Annotated in this window: 20 protein-coding genes; 15 read left to right on the top strand and 5 right to left on the bottom strand. The window is 72.3% G+C overall.

Annotation, left to right across the window (positions count from 1 at the left end; all coding sequences use genetic code 11):
* The first annotated feature begins 350 nt into the window (after positions 1-350).
* The 7 genes from QSK26_RS07585 to QSK26_RS07555 all read left to right on the top strand — a co-directional run bounded on the left by QSK26_RS07585 (position 351) and on the right by QSK26_RS07555 (position 8,500).
* On the top strand, positions 351-2,108 hold the full coding sequence (locus tag QSK26_RS07585; RefSeq protein ID WP_285774272.1) for an IlvD/Edd family dehydratase: 1,758 nt from the start codon (positions 351-353) through the stop codon (positions 2,106-2,108).
* Positions 2,109-2,161: 53 nt separating this feature from the next.
* The gene (locus QSK26_RS07580) at positions 2,162-3,619 is read left to right on the top strand and encodes an MFS transporter (RefSeq protein WP_285774270.1); all 1,458 of its coding nucleotides are present in this window, start codon (positions 2,162-2,164) and stop codon (positions 3,617-3,619) included.
* A 98-nt stretch (positions 3,620-3,717) separates the two neighbouring features.
* Positions 3,718-4,824, top strand: coding sequence for a PP2C family protein-serine/threonine phosphatase (locus QSK26_RS07575; protein ID WP_285774269.1), 1,107 nt, complete (start codon positions 3,718-3,720; stop codon positions 4,822-4,824).
* Positions 4,825-4,919: 95 nt separating this feature from the next.
* Entirely contained in the window at positions 4,920-5,177 is a 258-nt protein-coding gene (locus tag QSK26_RS07570; RefSeq protein ID WP_285774268.1) for a DUF8836 family protein, read from the top strand.
* A gap of 63 nt (positions 5,178-5,240) precedes the next feature.
* Entirely contained in the window at positions 5,241-6,158 is a 918-nt protein-coding gene (locus QSK26_RS07565; RefSeq protein ID WP_285774267.1) for a PaaX family transcriptional regulator, read from the top strand.
* A gap of 152 nt (positions 6,159-6,310) precedes the next feature.
* Complete coding sequence (locus tag QSK26_RS07560) at positions 6,311-7,576, top strand: hypothetical protein (protein ID WP_285774266.1); 1,266 nt, start codon at positions 6,311-6,313, stop codon at positions 7,574-7,576.
* 60 nt (positions 7,577-7,636) lie between these two features.
* The gene (locus QSK26_RS07555; protein WP_285774265.1) at positions 7,637-8,500 is read left to right on the top strand and encodes an NAD(+)/NADH kinase; all 864 of its coding nucleotides are present in this window, start codon (positions 7,637-7,639) and stop codon (positions 8,498-8,500) included.
* A 4-nt stretch (positions 8,501-8,504) separates the two neighbouring features.
* Here the strand turns inward: QSK26_RS07555 and QSK26_RS07550 are convergent, their stop codons facing one another.
* Positions 8,505-8,987, bottom strand: a complete 483-nt coding sequence (locus QSK26_RS07550) for an Lrp/AsnC family transcriptional regulator (protein WP_285774264.1) — start codon at positions 8,985-8,987, stop codon at positions 8,505-8,507.
* 162 nt (positions 8,988-9,149) lie between these two features.
* Here QSK26_RS07550 and QSK26_RS07545 point away from each other — a divergent pair, with 162 nt between their 5' ends.
* The 3 genes from QSK26_RS07545 (at position 9,150) to QSK26_RS07535 (ending at position 13,204) form a co-directional block, all read left to right on the top strand.
* Complete coding sequence (locus QSK26_RS07545; protein ID WP_285774263.1) at positions 9,150-11,477, top strand: thiamine pyrophosphate-binding protein; 2,328 nt, start codon at positions 9,150-9,152, stop codon at positions 11,475-11,477.
* 118 nt (positions 11,478-11,595) lie between these two features.
* Positions 11,596-12,648 (top strand): type III polyketide synthase, encoded by a 1,053-nt coding sequence (locus tag QSK26_RS07540; protein WP_285774262.1) that lies wholly within the window; start codon positions 11,596-11,598, stop codon positions 12,646-12,648.
* Between the two features lie 4 nt (positions 12,649-12,652).
* Positions 12,653-13,204 (top strand): isoprenylcysteine carboxyl methyltransferase family protein, encoded by a 552-nt coding sequence (locus QSK26_RS07535; RefSeq protein WP_285774261.1) that lies wholly within the window; start codon positions 12,653-12,655, stop codon positions 13,202-13,204.
* Here the strand turns inward: QSK26_RS07535 and QSK26_RS07530 are convergent.
* The 4 genes from QSK26_RS07530 to QSK26_RS07515 form a co-directional block, all read right to left on the bottom strand.
* Positions 13,161-13,559 carry a DUF2809 domain-containing protein gene (locus QSK26_RS07530; RefSeq protein ID WP_285774260.1) on the bottom strand — a complete coding sequence of 133 codons (399 nt, stop codon included), beginning with the start codon at positions 13,557-13,559 and terminating at the stop codon, positions 13,161-13,163. The two genes, QSK26_RS07535 and QSK26_RS07530, sit on opposite strands and share 44 nt — an antisense overlap.
* Positions 13,560-13,678: 119 nt before the next feature.
* Positions 13,679-13,951 carry a hypothetical protein gene (locus tag QSK26_RS07525; RefSeq protein ID WP_285774259.1) on the bottom strand — a complete coding sequence of 91 codons (273 nt, stop codon included), beginning with the start codon at positions 13,949-13,951 and terminating at the stop codon, positions 13,679-13,681.
* Between the two features lie 277 nt (positions 13,952-14,228).
* Complete coding sequence (locus QSK26_RS07520; protein ID WP_285774258.1) at positions 14,229-15,167, bottom strand: cation diffusion facilitator family transporter; 939 nt, start codon at positions 15,165-15,167, stop codon at positions 14,229-14,231.
* Between the two features lie 98 nt (positions 15,168-15,265).
* Positions 15,266-15,655, bottom strand: a complete 390-nt coding sequence (locus tag QSK26_RS07515) for an ArsR/SmtB family transcription factor (RefSeq protein ID WP_285774257.1) — start codon at positions 15,653-15,655, stop codon at positions 15,266-15,268.
* 240 nt (positions 15,656-15,895) lie between these two features.
* Between QSK26_RS07515 and QSK26_RS07510 the strand changes: the two genes are divergently transcribed.
* The 5 genes from QSK26_RS07510 (at position 15,896) to QSK26_RS07490 (ending at position 20,575) form a co-directional block, all read left to right on the top strand.
* Positions 15,896-17,047 (top strand): globin domain-containing protein, encoded by a 1,152-nt coding sequence (locus tag QSK26_RS07510; protein ID WP_285774256.1) that lies wholly within the window; start codon positions 15,896-15,898, stop codon positions 17,045-17,047.
* A 54-nt stretch (positions 17,048-17,101) separates the two neighbouring features.
* A complete protein-coding gene (locus QSK26_RS07505; RefSeq protein ID WP_285774255.1) occupies positions 17,102-18,016 on the top strand; it encodes a sulfotransferase family protein in 915 nt (304 codons plus the stop codon).
* Between the two features lie 92 nt (positions 18,017-18,108).
* Complete coding sequence (locus QSK26_RS07500) at positions 18,109-19,011, top strand: sulfotransferase family protein (RefSeq protein ID WP_285774254.1); 903 nt, start codon at positions 18,109-18,111, stop codon at positions 19,009-19,011.
* Positions 19,008-19,427 carry a hypothetical protein gene (locus tag QSK26_RS07495; protein ID WP_285774253.1) on the top strand — a complete coding sequence of 140 codons (420 nt, stop codon included), beginning with the start codon at positions 19,008-19,010 and terminating at the stop codon, positions 19,425-19,427. The genes QSK26_RS07500 and QSK26_RS07495 overlap by 4 nt, the downstream gene beginning before the upstream one ends.
* Complete coding sequence (locus QSK26_RS07490; protein ID WP_285774252.1) at positions 19,424-20,575, top strand: glycosyltransferase family 4 protein; 1,152 nt, start codon at positions 19,424-19,426, stop codon at positions 20,573-20,575. The genes QSK26_RS07495 and QSK26_RS07490 overlap by 4 nt, the downstream gene beginning before the upstream one ends.
* Positions 20,576-20,630 lie beyond the last annotated feature (55 nt).

The following is a 20,630-nucleotide window of genomic DNA, read 5'->3' as shown; positions in this document are numbered from 1 at the left end:
TCGCCATTCGGAAAGAAAATGCCGGGTGTCCCGGTCGCTGCCCGGTCGTCCGGATCGGAGCGGGTGGTCGTGCTGGTGACGCGGCATTGTCACGGGGCCTGCAAGGTGCCGGCAAGGATGCGCCGATAAGCTTCGGGACGATGCGAACGGGTCGAACTCGTCCGGGGCTCGGACTTTGATTCTCCGATTCCGTGGATAGCGCTTTCCGAATTGGGTCGGGATCGGCCGTTCCAGTCACAGGTCGGCGGGGCGGGCGGCGGAGCTGGGCCGTCGCCCGCCCGCGCTGGCATCTTCGGCCGGAGTCCCCCAGGGGGGTGATCGAATCGGTCGAACCTGCCTAAACTGCCCCCATGGGAGCTGAGGATCCACGGGAGCCGGGCGAAGATCACTCCATCGAGGGGCCGCGCAGCGCGCAGTGGTTCGCCGCGGCGGGACGCAACGGGTTCATCCACCGTTCGTGGATGCTCAACCAGGGCTTCGGGCCGGAGGTGTTCGACGGGCGGCCGGTGATCGGCATCGCGAACAGCTGGTCGGAGCTGACGCCGTGCAACGCCCACCTGCGCGACGTCGCCGACGCGGTCAAGCGCGGGGTGTGGCAGGCGGGCGGGCTGCCGTTGGAGTTCCCCACCATGTCACTCGGCGAGACGCTGATGCGGCCGACCACGATGCTCTTCCGCAACCTCCTCGCCATGGAGATCGAGGAGACGATCCGGGCCAACCCGCTGGACGGCGTCGTCCTGCTGACCGGCTGCGACAAGACCACCCCCGGCCAGCTCATGGGCGCGGCCAGCGTCGGCCTGCCGACGATCATGGTGACCGGCGGGCCGATGCTCAGCGGCAAATACCGCGGCGCCGACATCGGGTCGGGCACCGACGTGTGGCGGCTGAGCGAGGAGGCCAGGGCCGGCCTGATCACCGCCGCCGACCTCGCCGAGGCCGAGTCCTGCATGTCGCGCAGCCGGGGGCACTGCATGACCATGGGCACCGCCTCCACCATGGCCTGCCTGGCCGAGGCGCTGGGCATGCAGCTCACCGGCTCGGCCGCCATCCCGGCCGTCGACTCCCGCCGTTACGCCCTCGCCCAGGCGACCGGCCGCCGCATCGTGGACATGGTCAAGGAGGATCTGCGGCCCGCGGCGATCCTGACCAGGGACGCCTTCGAGAACGCGATCCGGGTCAACGCGGCCCTCGGCGGCTCCACCAACGCCGTCGTCCACCTGCTCGCGCTGGCCGGCCGCGTCGGCGTGCCGCTCGACCTGGACGACTTCGACGAGCTGGCCAGGGACGTGCCGGTGCTGGTGGACCTCATGCCGTCGGGCCGGTTCCTGATGGAGGACTTCTACTACGCGGGCGGGCTGCCCGTCGTCATGCGCGAGCTGGGCTCCCTGCTGCGCCGCGAGGCGCTCACCGTGACCGGCCGCACCGTCGGCGAGAACGTCGCGCAGGCGCGGTGCTGGCGGCCGGAGGTCATCCGCACCCGCGAGAACCCCTTCCAACCGGCGGGCTCGGGCACCGTGGTGCTGCGCGGCAGCCTCGCCCCGCGCGGCGCGGTGCTCAAGGTCTCCGCCGCCTCGCCGCACCTGCTGCGCCACCGGGGCCGCGCCCTGGTCTTCGACCGGGTCGAGGACTACATCGCCGTCTGCGAGGACCCGGAGCTGCCGGTGGACGCCGGGACCGTGCTCGTCGTGCGCAACGCGGGCCCGCGCGGCTACCCGGGCTTCCCCGAGGTGGGCAACATGCCGATGCCCAAGGCGCTGCTGGAGGCGGGGGTCACCGACATGGTGCGGGTCTCCGACGCCCGGATGAGCGGCACGGGGTACGGCACCTGCGTGCTGCACACCGCGCCCGAGGCGGCGGTCGGCGGCCCCCTGGCCCTGGTGCGCACCGGCGACGTGATCGAGCTCGACGTGCCCGCCCGGCGGCTCGACCTGGTCGTCGATCCGGCCGAGCTGGCCGAGCGCGCCCGGGACTGGCGGGCCCCCGACCCGCCCGCCGGCCGCGGCTGGGCGAGCCTGTACGTCTCGCACGTGCTCCAGGCCGACCAGGGCGCCGACCTCGACTTCCTCACCGGTGCCGGAGGCGACGCCGTACCGAGGCACTCCCACTAGCGCGCGGCGCGGGGAAAGGGTTTCACCGCCTCATTGCCGGACAAAGCAGCCACATGCGTTCGGAACGGGTCAAAGAGCAGACGGAGGAATGCGTCCGGCGGCGCTGGCGGGCCCTGGCGGTGTGCCTGGTCGCGGCGTTCATGACCCTGCTGGACGTCAGCATCGTCAACGTGGCGCTGCCGTCCATCCGGGCCGGACTGGACGCCTCCCCCGACGCCCTCCAGTGGATCCTCAGCGGCTACGCGCTGACCTTCGGGCTCGCCCTGGTGCCCGCCGGGCGGATGGGGGACGCGCGTGGCCGCCGCGGCGTCTTCATGACCGGGCTCGCGCTCTTCACCCTGGCCAGCGCCGCCGCCGGGCTGGCCCCCACCGTCACCTGGCTGGTCGTGGCCCGGCTCGTCCAGGGCGCCGCGGGCGGGCTGCTGAACCCGCAGATCGCCGGCGTGATCCAGGTGCTGTTCCGCGGCGCCGAGCGGGGCCGCGCCTTCGGGGCGCTGGGGGCGACGGTCGGGATCGCCACCGCGGCGGGGCCGCTCATCGGCGGCGCGCTCATCGCGCTCGCCGGAGCGCAGGAGGGATGGCGGTGGGTGTTCTACGTCAACCTGCCGGTGGGCCTCGTCGCGCTGCCGCTGGCCTGGCGGCTGCTCCCGCCGCCGGACGAGACCCGCGGGCGGGAGCGCCTCGACCCGGTCGGCATCCTGCTGCTCGGCGCCGGCGTGGTCCTCCTGCTGCTGCCCCTGGTGCAGGAGCAGCAGTGGCACGGCGCCGCCAAGTGGCTGCTCGTCCCGGCCGGCCTCGCCGTGCTCTGGATCTTCGTGCGCTGGGAACGGCGGCACGAGCAGCCGGTCATCGACCTGCGGCTCTACCGGCTGCGCTCCTACGCCCTCGGCGCGCTGATCGCGCTGCTCTACTTCGCCGGGTTCTCCGGGATCTTCTTCAGCTTCACCCTCTACCTGCAGAACGGGCTGCGCTACACGCCGCTGCTCGCCGGTCTGTCGATCACGCCGTTCGCGGTCGGGTCGGCCATCGCCGCGTTCGTCGGCGGCCGGATCGTCGCCCGGTTCGGCCGGCCGCTGGTCGTGGCGGGCCTGGTCTGCGTGGCGGCCGGGCTGATCGCGACCCTCGTCGCGGTGCGCCTGGTGCCGGACGAGCACGTCGCGCTGGCCACCGCGGCGCCGCTGCTGCTGGCCGGGCTCGGCAGCGGCCTGGTGATCTCGCCGAACCAGACGCTCACCCTGTCGGAGGTCCCGCCGGAGGGCGGCGGCAGCGCGGCCGGCGTCCTGCAGACCGGGCAGCGGATCGGCACCGCCGTCGGCGTCGCGGCGGTGGGCTCGATGTTCTTCGCCACCGTGGCCGGCACCGGCGGCGACTGGGCGGTGGCCTTCGAACGCGGGCTGCTCGTGGTGATCGCGTTCGTGCTGGTCGCCCTCTGCGCCGCGCTCGGCGACCTTCTCGCCGGCCGCGGCGGCGCCCTGTCCGGCTGGTTCACCGCGCGCGGGCGGGGCCGCTGACCCCCGAAGGGCATGGTGGATCACCGACTACGCGTGACATGCGATATACCGTCTGAGAGGAGGTGGTGGCCGGACGGCCCGCCGAGGGAGGCGAGACTATGCCACGGACTACGGTCTCGGAGCGGCTGTGGCGTTCACAGCACGCTCTGCTCGCGATCCCGCTCACCCTGATCGTGTTGATCATGGTGGCCGACATCGCGGTCCCCAACGAGATCCACCTGGGGCCGCTGCTGGTCGTGGCCCCGGCGATCACGGCGTCGTTCGCCGGCCCCCGGCTCACCGGCCTGCTCGGCATCACCGCCGTGGCCGGTCAGGTGCTCATCGGCGCGCACGACCGCGCCCTGGGCAAGCAGACCATCCAGGTGGAGATCGTCTCGGTGGTGGTGGTCTCCGCGCTGGTCGTGATCTTCTGCATGGTGCGCGACCAGGAGCGCCGCCAGCTGGTGCAGATCCGGTCGGTCTCCGAGGCCGCCCAGCGGGTGCTGATGCGCCCGATCCCACGCCGCAGCGGCCCGCTCCGCCTGACCTCCCTCTACCTGGCCGCCGAGGCCGAGGCCCAGATCGGCGGCGACCTGTACGGCGCCACCCGGGCGGGCTCGGTGACCCGCCTCATCATCGGCGACGCCCGGGGGAAGGGCCTGAGCGCCATCTCCGACGCCGCGCTGCTGCTCGGCGCCTTCCGTGAGACCGCCCGGCGGCAGGCCATGCTGCCCGCCCTGGTGGCCGACCTGGAGGAGAGCCTCCGCTCGGAGATGGAGGAGTTCCCCGACGCCGACCTGGAGGTGGAGGAGGGTTTCGTCACCGCCACCGTGCTCGACATCCCCGACGACGCCCCGATCCTCAGCCTGATCAACTGCGGGCATCCGCCGCCGATCGTCATCCACCGCAACGGCGTCAAGGAACTCGCCGGAGGGCGGTCCGCCCCGCCGCTCGGCCTGAGCGAGCTGACCAGGCCGGAGTACGCCGTGGAGACGTACGCGTTCGAGGCCGGCGACATCCTGCTGCTATATACCGACGGCGTCATCGAGGCCCGCGACCGGAACGGGACGTTCTACCCGCTGGCCCAGCGGCTCGCCGAGTGGTGCAGGGACGGGCCAGAGGCGCTGCTGAACCACGTCAGGGACGACCTTCTCGCCCACACCGGCGGCCTCCTCGGCGACGACGCCGCCATGCTCGCCGTGCAAAGGCTCCCCCGGGCCCGCTGACCCCGCTTCCCAGGTTTAATGCGGAGGTTTGTTCGGGTAACGGATATATCAGGTGAGGGAGGCGCATATGCCGGAGCAGTGGCGGGGGCTTCGACGTGAAGGGCGATAGGGTCGAGATCGTCGTCGACGCGCACGACACCTCGCGAAGTTACGAGATCGTCGCCACCCGGGCGGGCCGCCGCGTCGAGATCACCATCGGCCGGGGCGTGGTCGAGGTGGCCGAGGTCACCCGCAGCGGCACGCCGGTCCGCACCGCGCGGTTCATGGCCAGCAGGCTGCTCGCCCTCGTCGAGCACCCCGCCCCGCGCCCGCCGCTGGACGAGGAGCGGGACGACCTCGAACGGGCCGGCTGAGCCCGATCGGGAGACTTCGCCGTTACGGGCGTGGGGGCAAACGTCATCCATATACTGCTTGGCGTGACGGACAGCGGACCAGCCCCCGGCGCCGACGTCGATCTGCCGCGCTTCCAGGTGGGCATGCCTCCCCAGCACCTCATCACGACCCTGCTCGGGGACTACTGGTTCCGCAGGCGGGAGCCGCTGCCCTCGGCGGCGCTGGTCCGGCTGGCCGGGGAGTTCGGGGTGTCGCCGGTGGCCGCGCGGGCCGCGTTGAGCAGGCTGGCCAGGCGGGACCTGCTGGAGTCGTCCAAGGCCGGGCGGCGCACCTACTACCGGCTGACCGACCGGGCCTCGGCGGTGCTGGCCGAGGGCAGGCAGCGGATCATGTCGTTCGGGCTCGGCACGGGCGGCTGGGACGGGAAGTGGACCGTGGCCGGGTTCTCCGTCCCCGAGGAGCAGCGGGACCTGCGCCACGCCCTGCGCACCCGGCTGCGCTGGCTGGGCTTCGCGCCACTCTACGACGGGCTGTGGGTCTCGCCGACCGCCGGCGGGGAGACGGTGGCCGAGGCGCTGCGCGACCTGGGCGTCCGCCACGCGACGGTCTTCCGCGGCGGCGCGGCGCCCGGTCTGCGCGCGCCGCACGAGGCGTGGGACTTCGCGCTGCTCCGCCGGGCCTATGACGACTTCCTCCGGCACTACGGCCCGCTGCTCGACCGGGTGCGCGGGGGAGCGGTCGGCGCGTCCGAGGCGCTGGTCGCCCGCTCCGGGATCATGGACACCTGGCGCGGCTTCCCCAACCTCGACCCCGGCCTGCCTGCCGAGCTGCTGCCGCAGGACTGGCCCCGTACGGCGGCGCGCGACCTGTTCGTGGAGGTCTACGACACCCTGGGCCCGCTGGCGGAGTCGAGGGTCCGGCAGATCGTCACCGAGTTCGACCACGACCTGGCCGGGCTGGTCCGCCACCACCGCACCGGCACGATCCTCGCGGCCACCTGACCCGGGCGGCGCACCCGCCCGCGATCGGACACGGCGTCGTGTCATTTCCCGACTGTCACTGTTTGAACACGCGTTTCGCGAACAAGACGCCAGCAATCTGGAATGATCTCATAAATCTACTGTCGGACATCGAGACTGACGGACAGTGACCAATGCCCCCCATCGAGCAAATCACGGCCTTCGCGGCGGAGAATCCGTTCGCGACGGCCATCATCAGTGTGTTCGCCCTGGCCCTGATGGTCGCGGCGTATTTCGTGCTCCGGGCCGCCGGCCGCACGGCGGTGCGGCTCTGGCAGGTCCACGTGGCCCCCCGTCCCGTGGAGGACCTCCTCACCATCGTCGCCGCCTGCATCGCCACGGGCGTGTCCGCCCAGGGCATGTGGCGCTTCTCCAGCGACGTCCTCGGCTTCGACGGGCCGCTGCGGCTGCTGCTCTTCGCGTTCATCGAGGTCGCCGTCATCACCAGCGCCGTCCGGGCGCGGCGCAACATGCGGGAGAACTACTCGGCGGGCATCGACGGCATCGCGGTGTGGGCGCTCACCTGCCTGACCGCCGTGCTGTCCAGCATGGACGCCCGCAGCGTGGCCGAGGCCGTCTTCCGGCTCGCGGCGCCGCTGGTGGCCGCGTGGCTGTGGGAGCGCGGGATGGCGATCGAGCGGCACCGCATCACCGGCCGCGGCCGCATCCACTGGCGCCTCACGCCGGAGCGGATGATGGTCCGCCTCGGCCTGGCCGAGGCCAGCGACCGCACGGCCAGCGAGGTGGACGCGCACCGCAGGCTGACCAGGGTCGCGCTGGCCGCCAAGCGGGCCCGCGCGCTCCGCGAGTCGGGCGCCTCCGACCGCAAGATGCGCACCGCGCTGGCCCGCCTGGACCAGGCGATGGACCAGGCCGTCGAGCACACCGGCCTCGCCGTGGACGCGGCCCGCCAGCAGGCGCTGCTGTCCCAGATCGGCGCCCTGTACAACACCTCCGCCCTGATGGACCTCACCCCGCCGGTGCCGTGGGCGCCCGAGCAGGGCAAGCCGCAGGTGATCGTCCCGGGCGACCGGCTGGTGATCTCGGCGGCCGGCGCGTCGATCGACGACGACGGTGACGAGCAGGTCGAGGTGGTGGAGGCGGCACCGCAGGCGGTGGACGCGGCGCAGCGCGCCGCCAAGATGCGCGCGGCCCGCGCCTACTGGGACAAGCAGATCGACCGGCGGTTCGTGCCGCGGGCGGCCGACATCGCGCACGAGACCGGCATCCCGCTGGCCACCGCCCGCGAGTACCGGGCCCTGTGGAAGCTGGAGCCCCGCGCGTACGCCCTCATCGAGGCCGCCTACAACGAGCACGGCATCATCGACACCGGCACCTTCCCCGCCATCGTCACCCCCGATCCCGTCCTCACGGTCAACGGCTCCTCCGCCGGCCACTAGATCGCCGTGCCCCGGTACGGCAGGCCATGTCACCACGTGGCCTGCCGTACAGTGGCGGGCATGGGGATGGTCCACACCGTGGGGCTGGTGCTGCACCCGAAGCGTGACTCTAAGGTGGCCATCGACACGATCGTCGAATGGGCGCGCACCCGGTCCGTCACCGTGCTCGGATTGCACGAAGAGGTCGACCGCATCGACTGCAGCGCGGTCGCGGTGGACTCCGCCGCGCTGGTCCATCGCGCCGACCTGCTGGTGAGCCTGGGCGGCGACGGCACCATGCTGCGCACCATGCGGCTCATCGCCGGGCATCCGACGCCGGTGCTCGGTGTCAACGTCGGGCGGCTGGGGTTCCTCGCGGAGATCGACGTGGAGGAGCTGCCGCCGGCGCTGTCCGCCATCGACGGGCAGCGTTACACCGTGGAGCCGCGGATGGCGGTGCGGGCGGTGCTCGGCGGCGGTCCCGAGGTCACCGCGTTCAACGACATCGCGCTGGTGCGCACGCCCGGCGACGGGCTCGCCGCGGTGGGGATCTCGGTGGCCGGGCACCCCTTCGTCCGTTACGCGGCGGACGCGGTCATCGTCGCCACCCCCACCGGGTCCACCGCCTACAACTTCTCCGCCGGCGGCCCCCTCGTCTCGCCCAACGTCGAAGGCTTCCTCGTCGTCCCGGCGGCGGCGCACTCGTCGTTCAACCGGGCGCTCGTGCTGGCCGCCGACGAACAGGTCACCCTCGATCTGCTGCCGACCAGCGGCCGGCTCGCCGTCGAGGTCGACGGCGCGGTGGCCGCGCACCTGTCGCCGGGCGACACCCTCAGCGTCACCGCCCAGCGCAGCGCGGCCCAGGTGGTCCGGCTCGGCGCCACCACCTTCTACGAGCGGGCCCGCCGCAAGCTCCGCGTCAACGGCAGCGCCGAGGTGGACTGACCGCTCACCCCTCCTCGACGAGACGGCGGAGCAGCGGCGTGATCCGGTAGTCGACGAGCTCGCGCATGACGAGCGACGTGCTGGTGCGTTCGACGCCGGGGATGGCCAGGATCCGCCCGGCGATCCGGTAGAGGTCGCCGGCGTCGGCCGCGACGACGTGCACGAGCAGGTCCACCGGCCCGCTCACCCCGTGCACCTGGAGCACCTCGGGGACGGCGGCCAGGTCGGCGGCCACCTGGTCCAGCCTGCGTTGCGTGACGTTGACGGTGACGAAGGCGGTCAGCGGGTAGCCGAGCGCCGTGGCGTCGACGCGGCGTTCGAAGGAGGCGAGGCCCCGGTCCCGTTCCAGTTTGGCCAGCCGGGCCTGCACCGTGTTGCGGGACAGGCCGGTCCGCTCGGCGAGCGCGATGCTGGTGGCCCGCGGGCTCTCGCTCAGCGCGAGCAGGAGCCGGGCGTCGGTGGGGTCGATCCGGTCGTCGCTTGGCACTATGCATCCTCTCTCCGCTGGGCGGACCTCCCAGGTCGTGCGTTCTGCACAACTATTTTGCGGCCTATTGTGCACTCTGTGTCATTCGTGATGTGCTCGTGCCGTTTCTTGCACGCACGGGTCGTCTGACCTGGCGACTCGTCCCCAGGGGGTAACCGACACATGAGTACAGCGCCGGTCGAGACGCGCGGCGACGGCGCCGTGGACATCGACGTCCTGGCGGAGATCGAGGAACGCGTCCTGTGGCTGTCCGCGGCCATGGTGCACCACGCGAACCGGGTCAGGCCCAACCCGTCCGGCCTGAAGGTCGGCGGGCACCAGGCGTCCTCGGCCTCGATGGTCTCGCTCATGACGGCGCTGTGGTTCCGCCATCTGCGCGCCGAGGACAGGGTGTCGGTCAAGCCGCACGCCTCCCCGGTGCTGCACGCGATCAACTACCTGCTCGGCGACCTGGACGAGAGCTACCTCACCAGGCTGCGCGAGTTCGGCGGCCTGCAGAGCTACCCGAGCCGCACCAAGGACCCCGGCCGGGTCGACTACTCCACCGGCTCCGTCGGCATCGGCGCGACCGCCCCCATCTGGGGCGCGCTGGCCCGCCGCTATGTGGAGAGCCACACCGGCGCGGGCGCCGCCGGACGGCAGTACTCGCTGCTGGGCGACGCCGAACTCGACGAGGGCGCGGTGTGGGAGGCCATCCTCGACCCGGGCGTGGCCGAACTGGGGGAGATCGTCTGGGTCGTCGACCTGAACCGGCAGTCGCTGGACCGGGTGGTGCCCGAGATCGCCGCCGGCCGGCTGCGCGGCATGTTCGCCGCGGCGGGCTGGCAGGTCATCACGCTCAAGTACGGCCGGCTGCTGGAGGAGCTGTTCGCCCGGCCGGGCGGCGACGCGCTCCGCGCCCGGATCGACGAGATGCCCAACCCCGAATACCAGCGCCTGCTGCGGTGCACCGCGGCGCAGGTGCGGCTGCGGCTGCCCGGCCCCGGCTCGCAGGGCGCCGCGATCACCCGCCTGATCGAGGACGTGGACGACGCGACCCTCATGCGGGCCGTGCGCAACCTCGGCGGCCACGACCTGAGCGCGCTGGACCGGGCGTACGCGTCGATCGACGACACCCGGCCCACCGTGATCTTCGCCTACACCGTCAAGGGGTACGGCCTGCCCACCGAGGGCCACCCGCAGAACCACTCCACACTGCTCACCGGCGAGCAGATGGACGAGCTGGCCGCCGGGATCGGGATGGACGCCGAGCGGCCCTGGCGCCGGTTCGACGCGGCCAGTACGGCCGGGCTCACCTGCGCGCGGGCCGCCGAGCGGCTGCGCAGGCCCGAGCCGGTGCGCAGGACGCCGCCCGGGCTGCCCGCCGACTTCGCCCGCACGCCGTCCGGGACCTCCACCACGCAGGCCGCGCTCGGCCGCACCCTGCTCGACCTCACCAGGCAGGCCCCCGAGGCGGCCGGCCGGGTGGTGACCGTCAGCCCCGACGTCAGCTCCAGCACCAATCTCGGCGGCTGGGTGAACAAGGTCGGCGTGTGGTCGGCCCGCGAGCGGGTGGACTGGTTCGCCGACGACGCGGAGACGATCCTGCACTGGCGGGAGCGGCCCACCGGCCAGCACATCGAGCTCGGCATCGCGGAGACGAACCTGGTGGGCCTGCTGGGTGAGCTGGGCGCGACGTGGAGCCGCTGGGGCGAGCCGCTGCTGCCGATCGGCGTGGTGTACGACCCGTTCGTGGGCCGGGCGCTGGAGCCGTGGTCGTTCGGCATGTACGCCGGCGGCCAGTCGATCCTGGTCGGCACGCCGTCCGGGGCGGCACTGGCCCCCGAGGGCGGCGCCCACCAGTCGGTCATCACCCCGTCCATCGGCATCGAGCAGCCGGGCTGCGTCGCCTACGAGCCGGCGTTCGCGATCGACGTCGAGTGGACGCTGCTGGCCGCGCTCGCCCGGCTCGGCCGGCCCGACGGCGGCTCGGCGTACCTGCGGCTGTCCACCCGGCCGGTCGACCAGACCCTCGCCCGGGTGCCGGCCGACCCGGCCGCCAGGGAGCGCCGCAGGCGGCAGGTGGTCGCCGGAGCCTACCCGTTGCGCCGCGAGGAGGACGCCAAGGTCACCATCGCGGCGATGGGCGCGGTGATCCCCGAGGCGCTGGCCGCGGCCGGGCGGCTCCGGCAGGCCGGGATCGGCGCCGACGTCGTCTGCGTGACCAGCCCGGGACTGCTGTTCCAGGCCCTGCGCGCCCGGCAGGGCCACGAGGACGCCCCGTCCTGGATCCTCGACCAGGTCTTCCCCGCCGAGCGCGCCACCCCGCTGGTCACCGTGCTGGACGGCCACCCGCACACGCTGGCGTTCCTGGCCGGCGTCAACCGGACGCCGATCACCTCGCTGGGCGTCTCCCGGTTCGGCCAGTCCGGCTCCCTGGAGGACGTCTACCGCTACCACGGCATCGACGCCGACAGCATCGTTCGCGCCGCGCTCGACCTCGCGGAGTGACCCCGCCGCCGGCGGGCCGCCCGGGTTAACGGGTGGTTCCCGGTGGTAGGGGACCGGGCACAAAAGGGCACAGAAGGGCAGTGATCCTGCCGTTGTGCGACCGCCCGGGAGGGATGCGATGCTGATCGCGGCCGTGGAGACCGTGTTGCCGCCGAACCGGTACGAGCAGGAGGAGATCACCAAGGAGTTCGCCCGGGTCTGCGACGTCGACGAGAACCTCCTGCGCCGGTTCCACGCCGCGGCCCGGGTCGGCGCCCGCAGCCTCGCCCTGCCGCTGGACGCCTACGCCGGGCTGGACGGCTTCACCGCGGCGAACGACGCCTACATCGAGACCGCGCTCGACCTCGCCACACAGGCCGCGCTCCGCGCCCTGGACACCGCCGGGGTGGCCGCGCACGACGTCTGCCACATCATGATGTGCTCCTCCACCGGCCTGGCCACGCCCTCCCTGGACGCCCGGCTCGCCCAGCGGATCGGCCTGCGCCAGGGGGTCAAACGGGTGCCCGTCTTCGGCCTGGGCTGCGTCGCGGGCGCGGCGGGCCTGGCCAGGGTGCACGACTACCTGCGGGCCTGGCCGGACGAGGTCGCACTGCTGGTGTGCGTCGAGCTGTGCTCGCTGACCCTCCAGCGGGAGGACACCTCGCTCGCCAACCTGGTGGGCAGCAGCCTCTTCGGCGACGGCGCGGCGGCCGTCGTCGCGTACGGCGAGCGGCGGGCCGCCCAGCGCCTCGCCCGCGGCCCGGTGGTCGTCTCCACCCGCAGCCGCCTCTACCCCGACAGCGGGCGGCTGATGGGCTGGGAGGTCGGCGGGCACGGCTTCCGCCTCGTCCTCGCCCCCGACCTGGTGGACGTGGTCGAGAAACACCTCGCCGCGGACGTCGCCGCCTTCCTCGCCGAGCACGCCATGCTGATCGGCGAGGTGGGCACCTGGGTCTGCCATCCCGGCGGCCCCAAGGTGATCGAGAAGATCGCCGAGGTCCTCGCCCTGCCGCCGGGCGCGCTCGACCTCACCTGGCGCTCACTGAACGAGATGGGCAACGTGTCCTCCGTCTCGGTGCTGAACGTGCTGCAGCGCACCATGGCCGAACGCGAGCCCGCGCCGGGCTCCTTCGGCCTGCTGACGGCCCTGGGGCCGGGCTTCTCCGCCGAGTTCGTCCTGCTGCGCTGGTGAGCCGGTGAGCTCCGCCGCCCTTTACCTGCTGCTGCTCCTGCTCGTGGTGGCCGAGCGGGTCGCCGAGCTGATCCTCGCCCGCAGGCACCTGGCCTGGGCCAGGCGGCACGGCGGCGTCGAGTCCGGGCGGGGTCACTACCCGTGGCTGGTCCTCGCGCACACCGCGCTCCTCGCCGGGGCGGCGGCCGAGGTGCTGCTGCTGCACCGCCCCTTCCTGCCCGCGCTGGGCTGGCCCATGCTGGCCGTGGTCGTCCTCGCCCAGGGACTGCGCTGGTGGTGCATCGGCACGCTGGGCAGGCGGTGGAACACCCGGGTCGTGGTCGTGCCCGGCCTGCCCCTCGTCCGGTCCGGCCCCTACCGGTGGCTCGGCCATCCCAACTACGTCGCCGTCGTGGCCGAGGGCGTCGCGCTGCCGCTGGTGCACACCGCCTGGCTCACCGCCCTGATCTTCACCGTGGTCAACGCGGGCCTGCTCACCGTGCGGATCCGGGTGGAGAACGCCGCCCTCGAACTCAGCCGGGCGGAACCGGCCGCTCCCCGTCCCGGCGGCGGATGAGCCGTGCGGCGCAGGCCCAGGCCAGGCCCGCGCCGACGGCGTACCAGAGCAGGTCGGGCGGGTTGAAAGAGGTGCCGAGTACCAGGCGGGCCGGCCAGAAGCGCGCGGCCAGCTCCGCCGGCACGTCGGTGAGCTGGGCGAACTCCACCGCCCAGCTCGCGGCGAGCGCGGCGGCGGCGGCCGGCGCGGGCCGCAGCCTGGGCAGGACGGCGAGCAGCAGCGTGAACAGCAGCACCGTGTAGAGCGCGTCTCCGGCGTACTTCGCCACCGGTCCGGCGGACAGGGCGCGCACCCCCAGCCCGGCGGCGACGGTGCAGCAGGCCGCCAGCGCGGCGAGAAGGCGTCGGCGGGTCACGGCCCACCACGATAGCCGTCGATACCCGTCGATACCCGTCGATAGCCGTCGTCAGCCGCCCCGGACGACGGTGCGCGGGGGCCCGGCGCCGATCGCGCCGGGCGCGGGGGTGGGGCGGGTCAGCCGCCGCGGCGGGCCGAGAAGACGGCCTCCACGGTGGCCAGCGCCCACCGCATCCGGTGGGCGGCGAGGTCGGGGTAGTCGCCGAACACCGCGGCCACCTCGGCCGCGCACCCGAGGGTGCCGCCGTGGCTGCGCATCGACATCTTGATCGCGTCGGCGGCCTCGGCGAGGCTGGGCCGGCTGCACATCGACAGCGGGCTGGCGAAAAGGGCTTCCGCCCTGGCGGCGGTGAGAAGCTGTTCGGCCTTGCGAGACTCGGTCTGTGACATCGGCACGACCTCCTCGTGCTTGTCAGCGTGGTGCGCCGGACCGGTCCCCCTCCGCGCTCCCCGGGGAATCGCCGCCCGCGCCTTCCGCGAGCGGGGACATCCGGATGGCCGGAAGAGAGTGCGAAACGGTGGTGAGGGACCGGCGCCTGACTCGCCGTCATCCGGCGGTGGCGCTCCCCTCATTGTGCACCCGCCACAGGGGGAGATGGGCACGTCAGGCGACTGTCGCAGGTAAAAATGCGGAGCGTCGCCCGATGACCCTCCCCTGGGCGAGAGGTCAGGCGCCGGGACGGCGGTGGGCGGGGCCGTGCGGGTCCGCGCAGTGCCCGTCGCCGGCCCGGGACACGACCTCGCCGATGTGCAGCAGGTCCGGCGGCGCGTGGTCCACCTGGAGGGTCGTGTGCTCGACGCCGTACGCCTCGTGCACCATCCGCTCGGCGGCCTGCCGTACGGCGTGGCAGTCGGCGCCGGGGACCACCAGGATGTGCGCGGACAGCGCGGCGTACCCCGAGGTGACCTCCCACACGTGCAGATCGTGCACCTCGACGACGCTGTCCAGGGCGGCGACGCGGCGGCCGATCTCGGCGGGGTTCATGCCGACCGGGGCCGCCTCCATGAAGACCCGGCCCGAGTCGCGGACCAGCCGCCAGCCGGAGTGCAGCATCAGCGCGGCGATCACCAGGGCGGCGACCGCGTCGGCCCGGCCCCAGCCGGTCAGCAGGATCACGACACCGGCGGCGGTGGTGGCGATGAACGCGTAGAGGTCGTTCAGGACGTGCTGGAAGGCGCCCTCGACGTTCAGGCTGGACCGGTCTGCCTTGCCGAGCAGCCAGGTGGCCGCCACGTTGACCACGATCCCGGCGAGCCCGGTCGCCACCACGAAGGCGCCCTCGACCTGCGGCGGCTCGATCAGCCGGCGCACGCCCTCGACCACGAAGAACGCGCTGAGCAGCAGCAACGTGATGCCGTTGATCTGCGCGGACATGATCTCGGCACGCTTGAGGCCGTAGGTGAAACCGCCCCTGGGCGGGCGCGCGGCGATCCGCATGGCGACCAGCGCGAAGACGATGGCCACCGCGTCGGTCAGCATGTGGCCGGCGTCGGAGATCAGGGCCAGCGAGTCGGCCACGAACCCGATGACCACCTCGACGGCCATGAAGCCGACGATCAGGAAGAGCGCCCCGGTCAGGAGACGCCGGTCGGTCTCACCGCTCATCCGGATGTGCCCGTGCCCGTGCCCGTGCCCGTGGCCTCGGCTGTGGCTTCGGTCGTGGCTTCGGTCGTGGCCGTGGCCGTGCCCCCGCGAGGCCATGGTCATCCCTCCTCGTGGCCGATGTGCGTGATCGCCAGGTCGAAGAGCATCCGCACGTGCGAGTCGGCCAGCCGGTAGTAGGCCATCCGGCCGGCCCTGCGCACCTTGACCACCCGGTGCGCCCGCAGCAGCCGCAGCGCGTGCGAGGCGGCCGACATGCTCTGCCCCGTCGCGGCGGCCAGGTCGCACACGCACATCTCGCCGCCCTCCAGCAGCGCCGCCATCATGCGCAGCCGCCCGGGGTCCGACAGCAGCCCGAAGACCCGGGACAGATCCTGGACGGTGTCCTCCGAAGGCAGCGACCCGCGCACCGAGGCGACGCGCTCCGCGTCCACCACCGGCGTCGAGCAGGCGTCAGGATCGAGGGCCACGACGTTTGAACGATCCTTCATATGTTCAACCATAGGCAGCGGGTTTCCCCTTGTCGAGCGGGGTGCGGCGGGTCGCGGGAGGGTTGCGGGCGGTACCGAAGAGCGGGTTAACGCTAACCGAAGAGCGGACTGCGTTTGGTCAAGACGAGTCCGGATACGTGTACATGTCGCTATGATCACGTATCTATGTACACATATAACGTAACGTCGCCGACGACTAGCAATAAGTGATGGTTCTCTGTAGGAAGTGATGCAGACACGATGGCCATCGACACGGGTCTGATCCGCCAGAGCTGGCAGCTTGTCGAGCCGCACGCCGCCAAAGTGGCGGCGCAGTTCTACGGAATGCTTTTTTCCCGCTATCCCCAGGTCAGGGAGATGTTCCCGGCCGCCATGGACCTCCAGCGCGAGCGGCTGCTGCACGCGCTCACCCAGGTCGTGCTCAACCTGGAGGACGGCGACCGGCTCACCGGCCACCTCTCCCAGCTCGCCAGGGACCATCGCAAGTACGGCGTGCGGCCCGAGCATTACGCGGCGGTCGGCCGCTGCCTGGTCGCGGCCATGCGGGCCAACGCCGGCGGTGCCTGGACGGCGCAGCACGACGAGGCGTGGTTCACCGCCTACGACGTCATCGCCAGTGTGATGATCAAGGCGGCTGAGGACGACGCCGTCGGCGGCCCGCCGTACTGGGTGGCCACCGTGGTGTCGCACGAACTGCGCTCGCGCGACCTCGCCGTGCTGGTGGTGCGGCCCGACTCGCCCTACCCGTTCAGCGCGGGGCAGTACGCGACCCTGCAGAGCCCGCACTGGCCCAAGGTGTGGCGGCCCTACTCGATCGCCAACCCGCCCCGCGCCGACAACCTGCTCTCCTTCCACGTCCGGGTGATCCCCGGCGGCTGGGTCAGCACCGCGCTCGCCCAGCACACCGCGGTCGGCGACCGGCTCCTGCTCGGGCCGCCCCGCGGCACCCTCGTGCTGCGCCGCTCCAATGCCTCGCACCTGCTCTTCGTCGCCGGCGGCACCGGCCTGGCCCCGCTGAAGGCGATCATCGAAGAGACCGCCTGGATGCCGGACCGCCCCTCCGTCGACCTCTTCCACGGCGTACGACTACGCAGCCAGGCGTACGACCTTCCCGACCTGCTGCGGCTGCGCGAGCGGCACGGGCGGATGCGGTTCGTGCTCGCCGTCTCCGACGACCCCCGGCACGGCCCGCCCGAGAGCGTCGCCGAGGCGGTCTCCCGGCATCGGGTGCCTTCCGATTACGAGGCGTTCGTCTGCGGCTCACCCGAGATGGTCCGTGCGTCAACCCAGCGCTTGCTTGCCCTGGGGGTGCTGCCCGAGCGGCTGCACACCGAGGACACCGGCATTCCCGGTCTCGCCCCCTCGTGGGTCGCGCCCCTAAGTGACAATTGATCACACAGCCTGCGTTCACTTCCGGTTAACCGGTGGTCTCTACTCTGCCTGGACATGAGCTGGAAGCGCAGGGTGAACCGCACACTCGAAGGGATCACCGGTTACAACTTCAAACGTGCCGGAGCCCCCGCCCGGCCCGCCGCCACGCCACGGCCGCCCGTTCGGCGGCCGTCCGCGCCGGTGGTGCGGCGGGCGCCGAACGACGCCGTGCGGCCGCCCTCCGACCCGGCGGACCGGTTGCTCGTGGCGCCGGTGTTCGTGCTGTCCTCCGTGCGGTCGGGGTCGACCCTGCTCCGCGTGATGCTCAACAGCCACTCCGAGATCCACTCCCCGCACGAGATGCACGTGCGGCGGATCACCGTCAACCTGCCCACCGAGCCGCTGCAGCAGGCCATCGAGGCGCTCGGGCACACCCAGAGCGACGTGGAGCACCTGCTGTGGGACCGGCTGCTGCACCGCGAGCTGGCCAGGAGCGGCAAGCGGATCCTGGCCGAGAAGACGCCGAGCAACGTCTTCGCGTTCCGCCGCATCGCCACCTGCTGGCCGGACGCGCGGTTCATCTTCCTGCTGCGGCACCCGCTGTCGATCGCCACCTCCTGGCACGAGGCCGACCCGGTCAAACGGCCCATGAAGGAGGCCGTGACGCACACCTACCAGTACATGAAGTACCTGGAGGAGGCGCGGCACAGCATCGACGGCGTCACGGTCAGGTACGAGGACCTCACGGCCGACCCCTACGAGCAGACCCGGCGGATCTGTGACTACCTCAAGGTGGACTGGGAGGAGGGGATGGTCCACTACGGCGACAAGGGGCACGGCGAGTTCGTCAAGGGCATCGGCGACTGGCGGGACAAGATCCGCACCGGCACCGTGCAGCCGGGCCGGCCGCTGCCCAAACCGGACGAGGTGCCGGAAGATCTGCACCCGATCTGCCGATCCTGGGGATATCTGCCTTCCGAACCGGAATGACCGGCGGGTGACAGGAACACGGCCCGCAGGTTACGTAACGGATAGATTTTTCCCCAGCGAACCTTAAGGATTCGTTGTTAACCTCCGTCGGCATGAACTGGAAGCGCAAGGTCAACGAAACCGTCGGTGAACTGACCGGATTCCACTTCAGCCGTGTCACCCACCCGGCGGGCGGCCCGGAGCCACAACGGACAGCGCGGCGCGAGTCGCAACGCGCCGCCGCCGTCGCCGCCGACCAGGTGCGGCCGCCGGTCCACCCGGAGGCCGACCGCCTGGTCCAGCCCGTCTTCCTGCTGTCCCCGGTGCGCTCGGGCTCCACGCTGCTCCGCGTCATCCTCAACGCCCACTCCCAGATCCACGCGCCGCACGAGCTGCACCTGCGGCGGCTGACCGTGGGCTTCGGCACCACACTCGCCGAGCAGGCGATGGACGCGCTCGGGCACAACCGCGCCGACCTGGAACACCTGCTGTGGGACCGCGTCCTGCACCGGGAGCTGACGCTCTCCGGCAAGAAGATCATCGTGGACAAGACCCCGGCCAACGCCTTCGCCTTCGAGCGGCTGACCGCCTGCTGGCCGGGCGCCCGGTTCGTCTTCCTGCTGCGCCACCCGGTCTCCATCGCCACCTCCTGGCACGAGGCCAGCCCCGGCAAGCGAGACGCGGAGGCCGCCGCCGTCGACGCGCTGAGGTACATGAAGGCCGTCGAGCGGGCCCGCAAGGCGCTCGACGGGCTGACCGTGCGCTACGAGGACGTGACCGCGGAGCCGGAGCAGGAGACCAGGCGGATCTGCGACTTCCTCGGCGTGCCGTGGGAGGAGGAGATGCTCGACTACGGCGCACGCAACGACTACCGCAAGGGCCTCGGCGACTGGAAGGACAAGATCCGCTCCGGCGCGATCCAGACCGGCCGCGAGCTCCCCGACCCCGACGCCGTGCCCGACGTCCTGAAGGACATCAGCGCCGCCTGGGGCTACCTGCCCGTGGGCAGCCGGTGAAGCCGCACGCCGAGGTCGGCCAGGTCTGGCCGGAGAACGGGCGCGTCCTGGTCCTCGGCTCCTTCCACGGGCTGGCGGCGGGGGAGCGGACCTGGCAGGTGACGCTGGTCCTGCGCGAGCCGCGCGGGCCCGAGCTGGCCTACCCGGTGACGGTCAGCGGCCAGGCGTTCGAGGCGTCGGTGCCGATCGCCGACCTGGTGCCCTCCGAGGCTCCGGAGAAGGGCGTCTGGGACCTGTACCTCAGCGCGGACGGCACCCGGCTGCGCGTCGGCAGGCACCTCGACGACATCCGCGACAAGACCTCCATCATGGTCTTCCCCGCCCAGCTCATCCCGCTGGACGGCGGCTTCATGCACGTCCGTCCGCGTTACACCGTGAACGAGAACCTCTCCATCGACTACTGGTACGGGACATGAGGCTCAGGTACCTGCTGCTGCACGCCTACGGCATGGGCGGGACGATCAGGACAGTGATCAACCAGGCGAACGCCATGGCCGAGGCGGGACACGACGTCGAGGTGGTGAGCGTGGTGCGGCGCAGGGACCGGCCGCAGTTCGCGCTCGACCCCCGGGTCGCCCTGTCCGCGCTGGTGGACCAGCGTGACGGCGTGCGCCCGCCGAGCCTCGGGGCCAGGGTCGTCCGCAAACTGCGCGGCCGGGCCGTGCCCGCCGGCGAGTTCGCGGTGGACTACTTCACCCCCCAGGTGGAGCGGGCCGTCATCTCCTACCTCGCCTCGCTCTCCGGCGGCGTGGTGATCACCACCCGGCCCGGCCTCAACCTGCTGTCGGCGAAGTACACCCGCCGCGGCGTGGTCAAGGTCGCCCAGGAGCACATGAACCTCGCCACCCACCGCAAGGACGTGCGCGAGGCCCTGCTCCGGCACTACGGCGCCTTCGACGCGGTGGTGGTGCTCACCGAGACCGACCGCAAGGAGTACGAGCAGGTGCTGCCCGGCGTGCGGGTCGAGCGGATCCCCAACGCCGTGCACACCGTGGACCAGCGGCGCTCCGAGCAGAACAACAAGGTCGTCATCGCCGCCGGGCGGCTTGTCGCGCAGAAGGGCTTCGACATGCTGATGCCCGCCTTCGCCGAGGTCGTCCGCCGGCACCCCGACTGGCAGCTGCGCGTCTACGGCACCGGCCCCAAGAAGGACCGGCTGCGCAAACAGATCGAGAAGTTACGCCTGTACAACAACGTCTTCCTGATGGGCAGGACCGAGCACTTCGACGAGGAGCTCGCCAAGGCGTCGCTGTTCGTGCTCAGCTCCCGGTTCGAGGGCCTGCCGATGGTGATGATCGAGGCGATGTCGCACGCGCTGCCGATCGTGAGCTTCGACTGCCCGACCGGCCCCGCCGACGTCCTCACCTCGGGCGTCGAGGGCGTGCTCGTCCCGCCGGGCGACTCCGAGGCGCTCGGCAGGGCGCTCGCCGACCTGATCGGCGACCGCGAGGGCAGGCTCAGGATGGGCGCCGCCGCGGTCCGGACCGTGCAGGCGTACTCGCCCGCGTCGGTCATGCCGCAGTGGGAGTCGCTGTACGGCGAGCTGCTCGCCGCACGCCGCTGAACACGGCGCGTCGGCGGTACGGGGAGCGCCGGGATCATTAGAATCCCGCGGGGTG

This window comes from Microtetraspora sp. NBRC 13810 (genome assembly GCF_030268685.1).
In the GTDB taxonomy this organism is placed as follows: Bacteria; Actinomycetota; Actinomycetes; order Streptosporangiales; family Streptosporangiaceae; genus BSRQ01.
This window is presented reverse-complemented; position numbering and strand designations above follow the sequence as displayed.

Bases quoted from the DNA above. Each gene is read 5' to 3' on its own strand.
- QSK26_RS07585 (WP_285774272.1), top strand. From the start codon at position 351: ATGGGAGCTGAGGATCCACGGGAGCCGGGCGAAGATCACTCCATCGAG.
- QSK26_RS07580 (WP_285774270.1), top strand. From the start codon at position 2,162: ATGCGTTCGGAACGGGTCAAAGAGCAGACGGAGGAATGCGTCCGGCGG.
- QSK26_RS07575 (WP_285774269.1), top strand. From the start codon at position 3,718: ATGCCACGGACTACGGTCTCGGAGCGGCTGTGGCGTTCACAGCACGCT.
- QSK26_RS07560 (WP_285774266.1), top strand. From the start codon at position 6,311: ATGCCCCCCATCGAGCAAATCACGGCCTTCGCGGCGGAGAATCCGTTC.
- QSK26_RS07555 (WP_285774265.1), top strand. From the start codon at position 7,637: ATGGGGATGGTCCACACCGTGGGGCTGGTGCTGCACCCGAAGCGTGAC.
- QSK26_RS07545 (WP_285774263.1), top strand. From the start codon at position 9,150: ATGAGTACAGCGCCGGTCGAGACGCGCGGCGACGGCGCCGTGGACATC.
- QSK26_RS07540 (WP_285774262.1), top strand. From the start codon at position 11,596: ATGCTGATCGCGGCCGTGGAGACCGTGTTGCCGCCGAACCGGTACGAG.
- QSK26_RS07525 (WP_285774259.1), bottom strand. From the start codon at position 13,951: ATGTCACAGACCGAGTCTCGCAAGGCCGAACAGCTTCTCACCGCCGCC.
- QSK26_RS07520 (WP_285774258.1), bottom strand. From the start codon at position 15,167: ATGAGCGGTGAGACCGACCGGCGTCTCCTGACCGGGGCGCTCTTCCTG.
- QSK26_RS07515 (WP_285774257.1), bottom strand. From the start codon at position 15,655: ATGAAGGATCGTTCAAACGTCGTGGCCCTCGATCCTGACGCCTGCTCG.
- QSK26_RS07510 (WP_285774256.1), top strand. From the start codon at position 15,896: ATGGCCATCGACACGGGTCTGATCCGCCAGAGCTGGCAGCTTGTCGAG.
- QSK26_RS07505 (WP_285774255.1), top strand. From the start codon at position 17,102: ATGAGCTGGAAGCGCAGGGTGAACCGCACACTCGAAGGGATCACCGGT.
- QSK26_RS07500 (WP_285774254.1), top strand. From the start codon at position 18,109: ATGAACTGGAAGCGCAAGGTCAACGAAACCGTCGGTGAACTGACCGGA.
- QSK26_RS07490 (WP_285774252.1), top strand. From the start codon at position 19,424: ATGAGGCTCAGGTACCTGCTGCTGCACGCCTACGGCATGGGCGGGACG.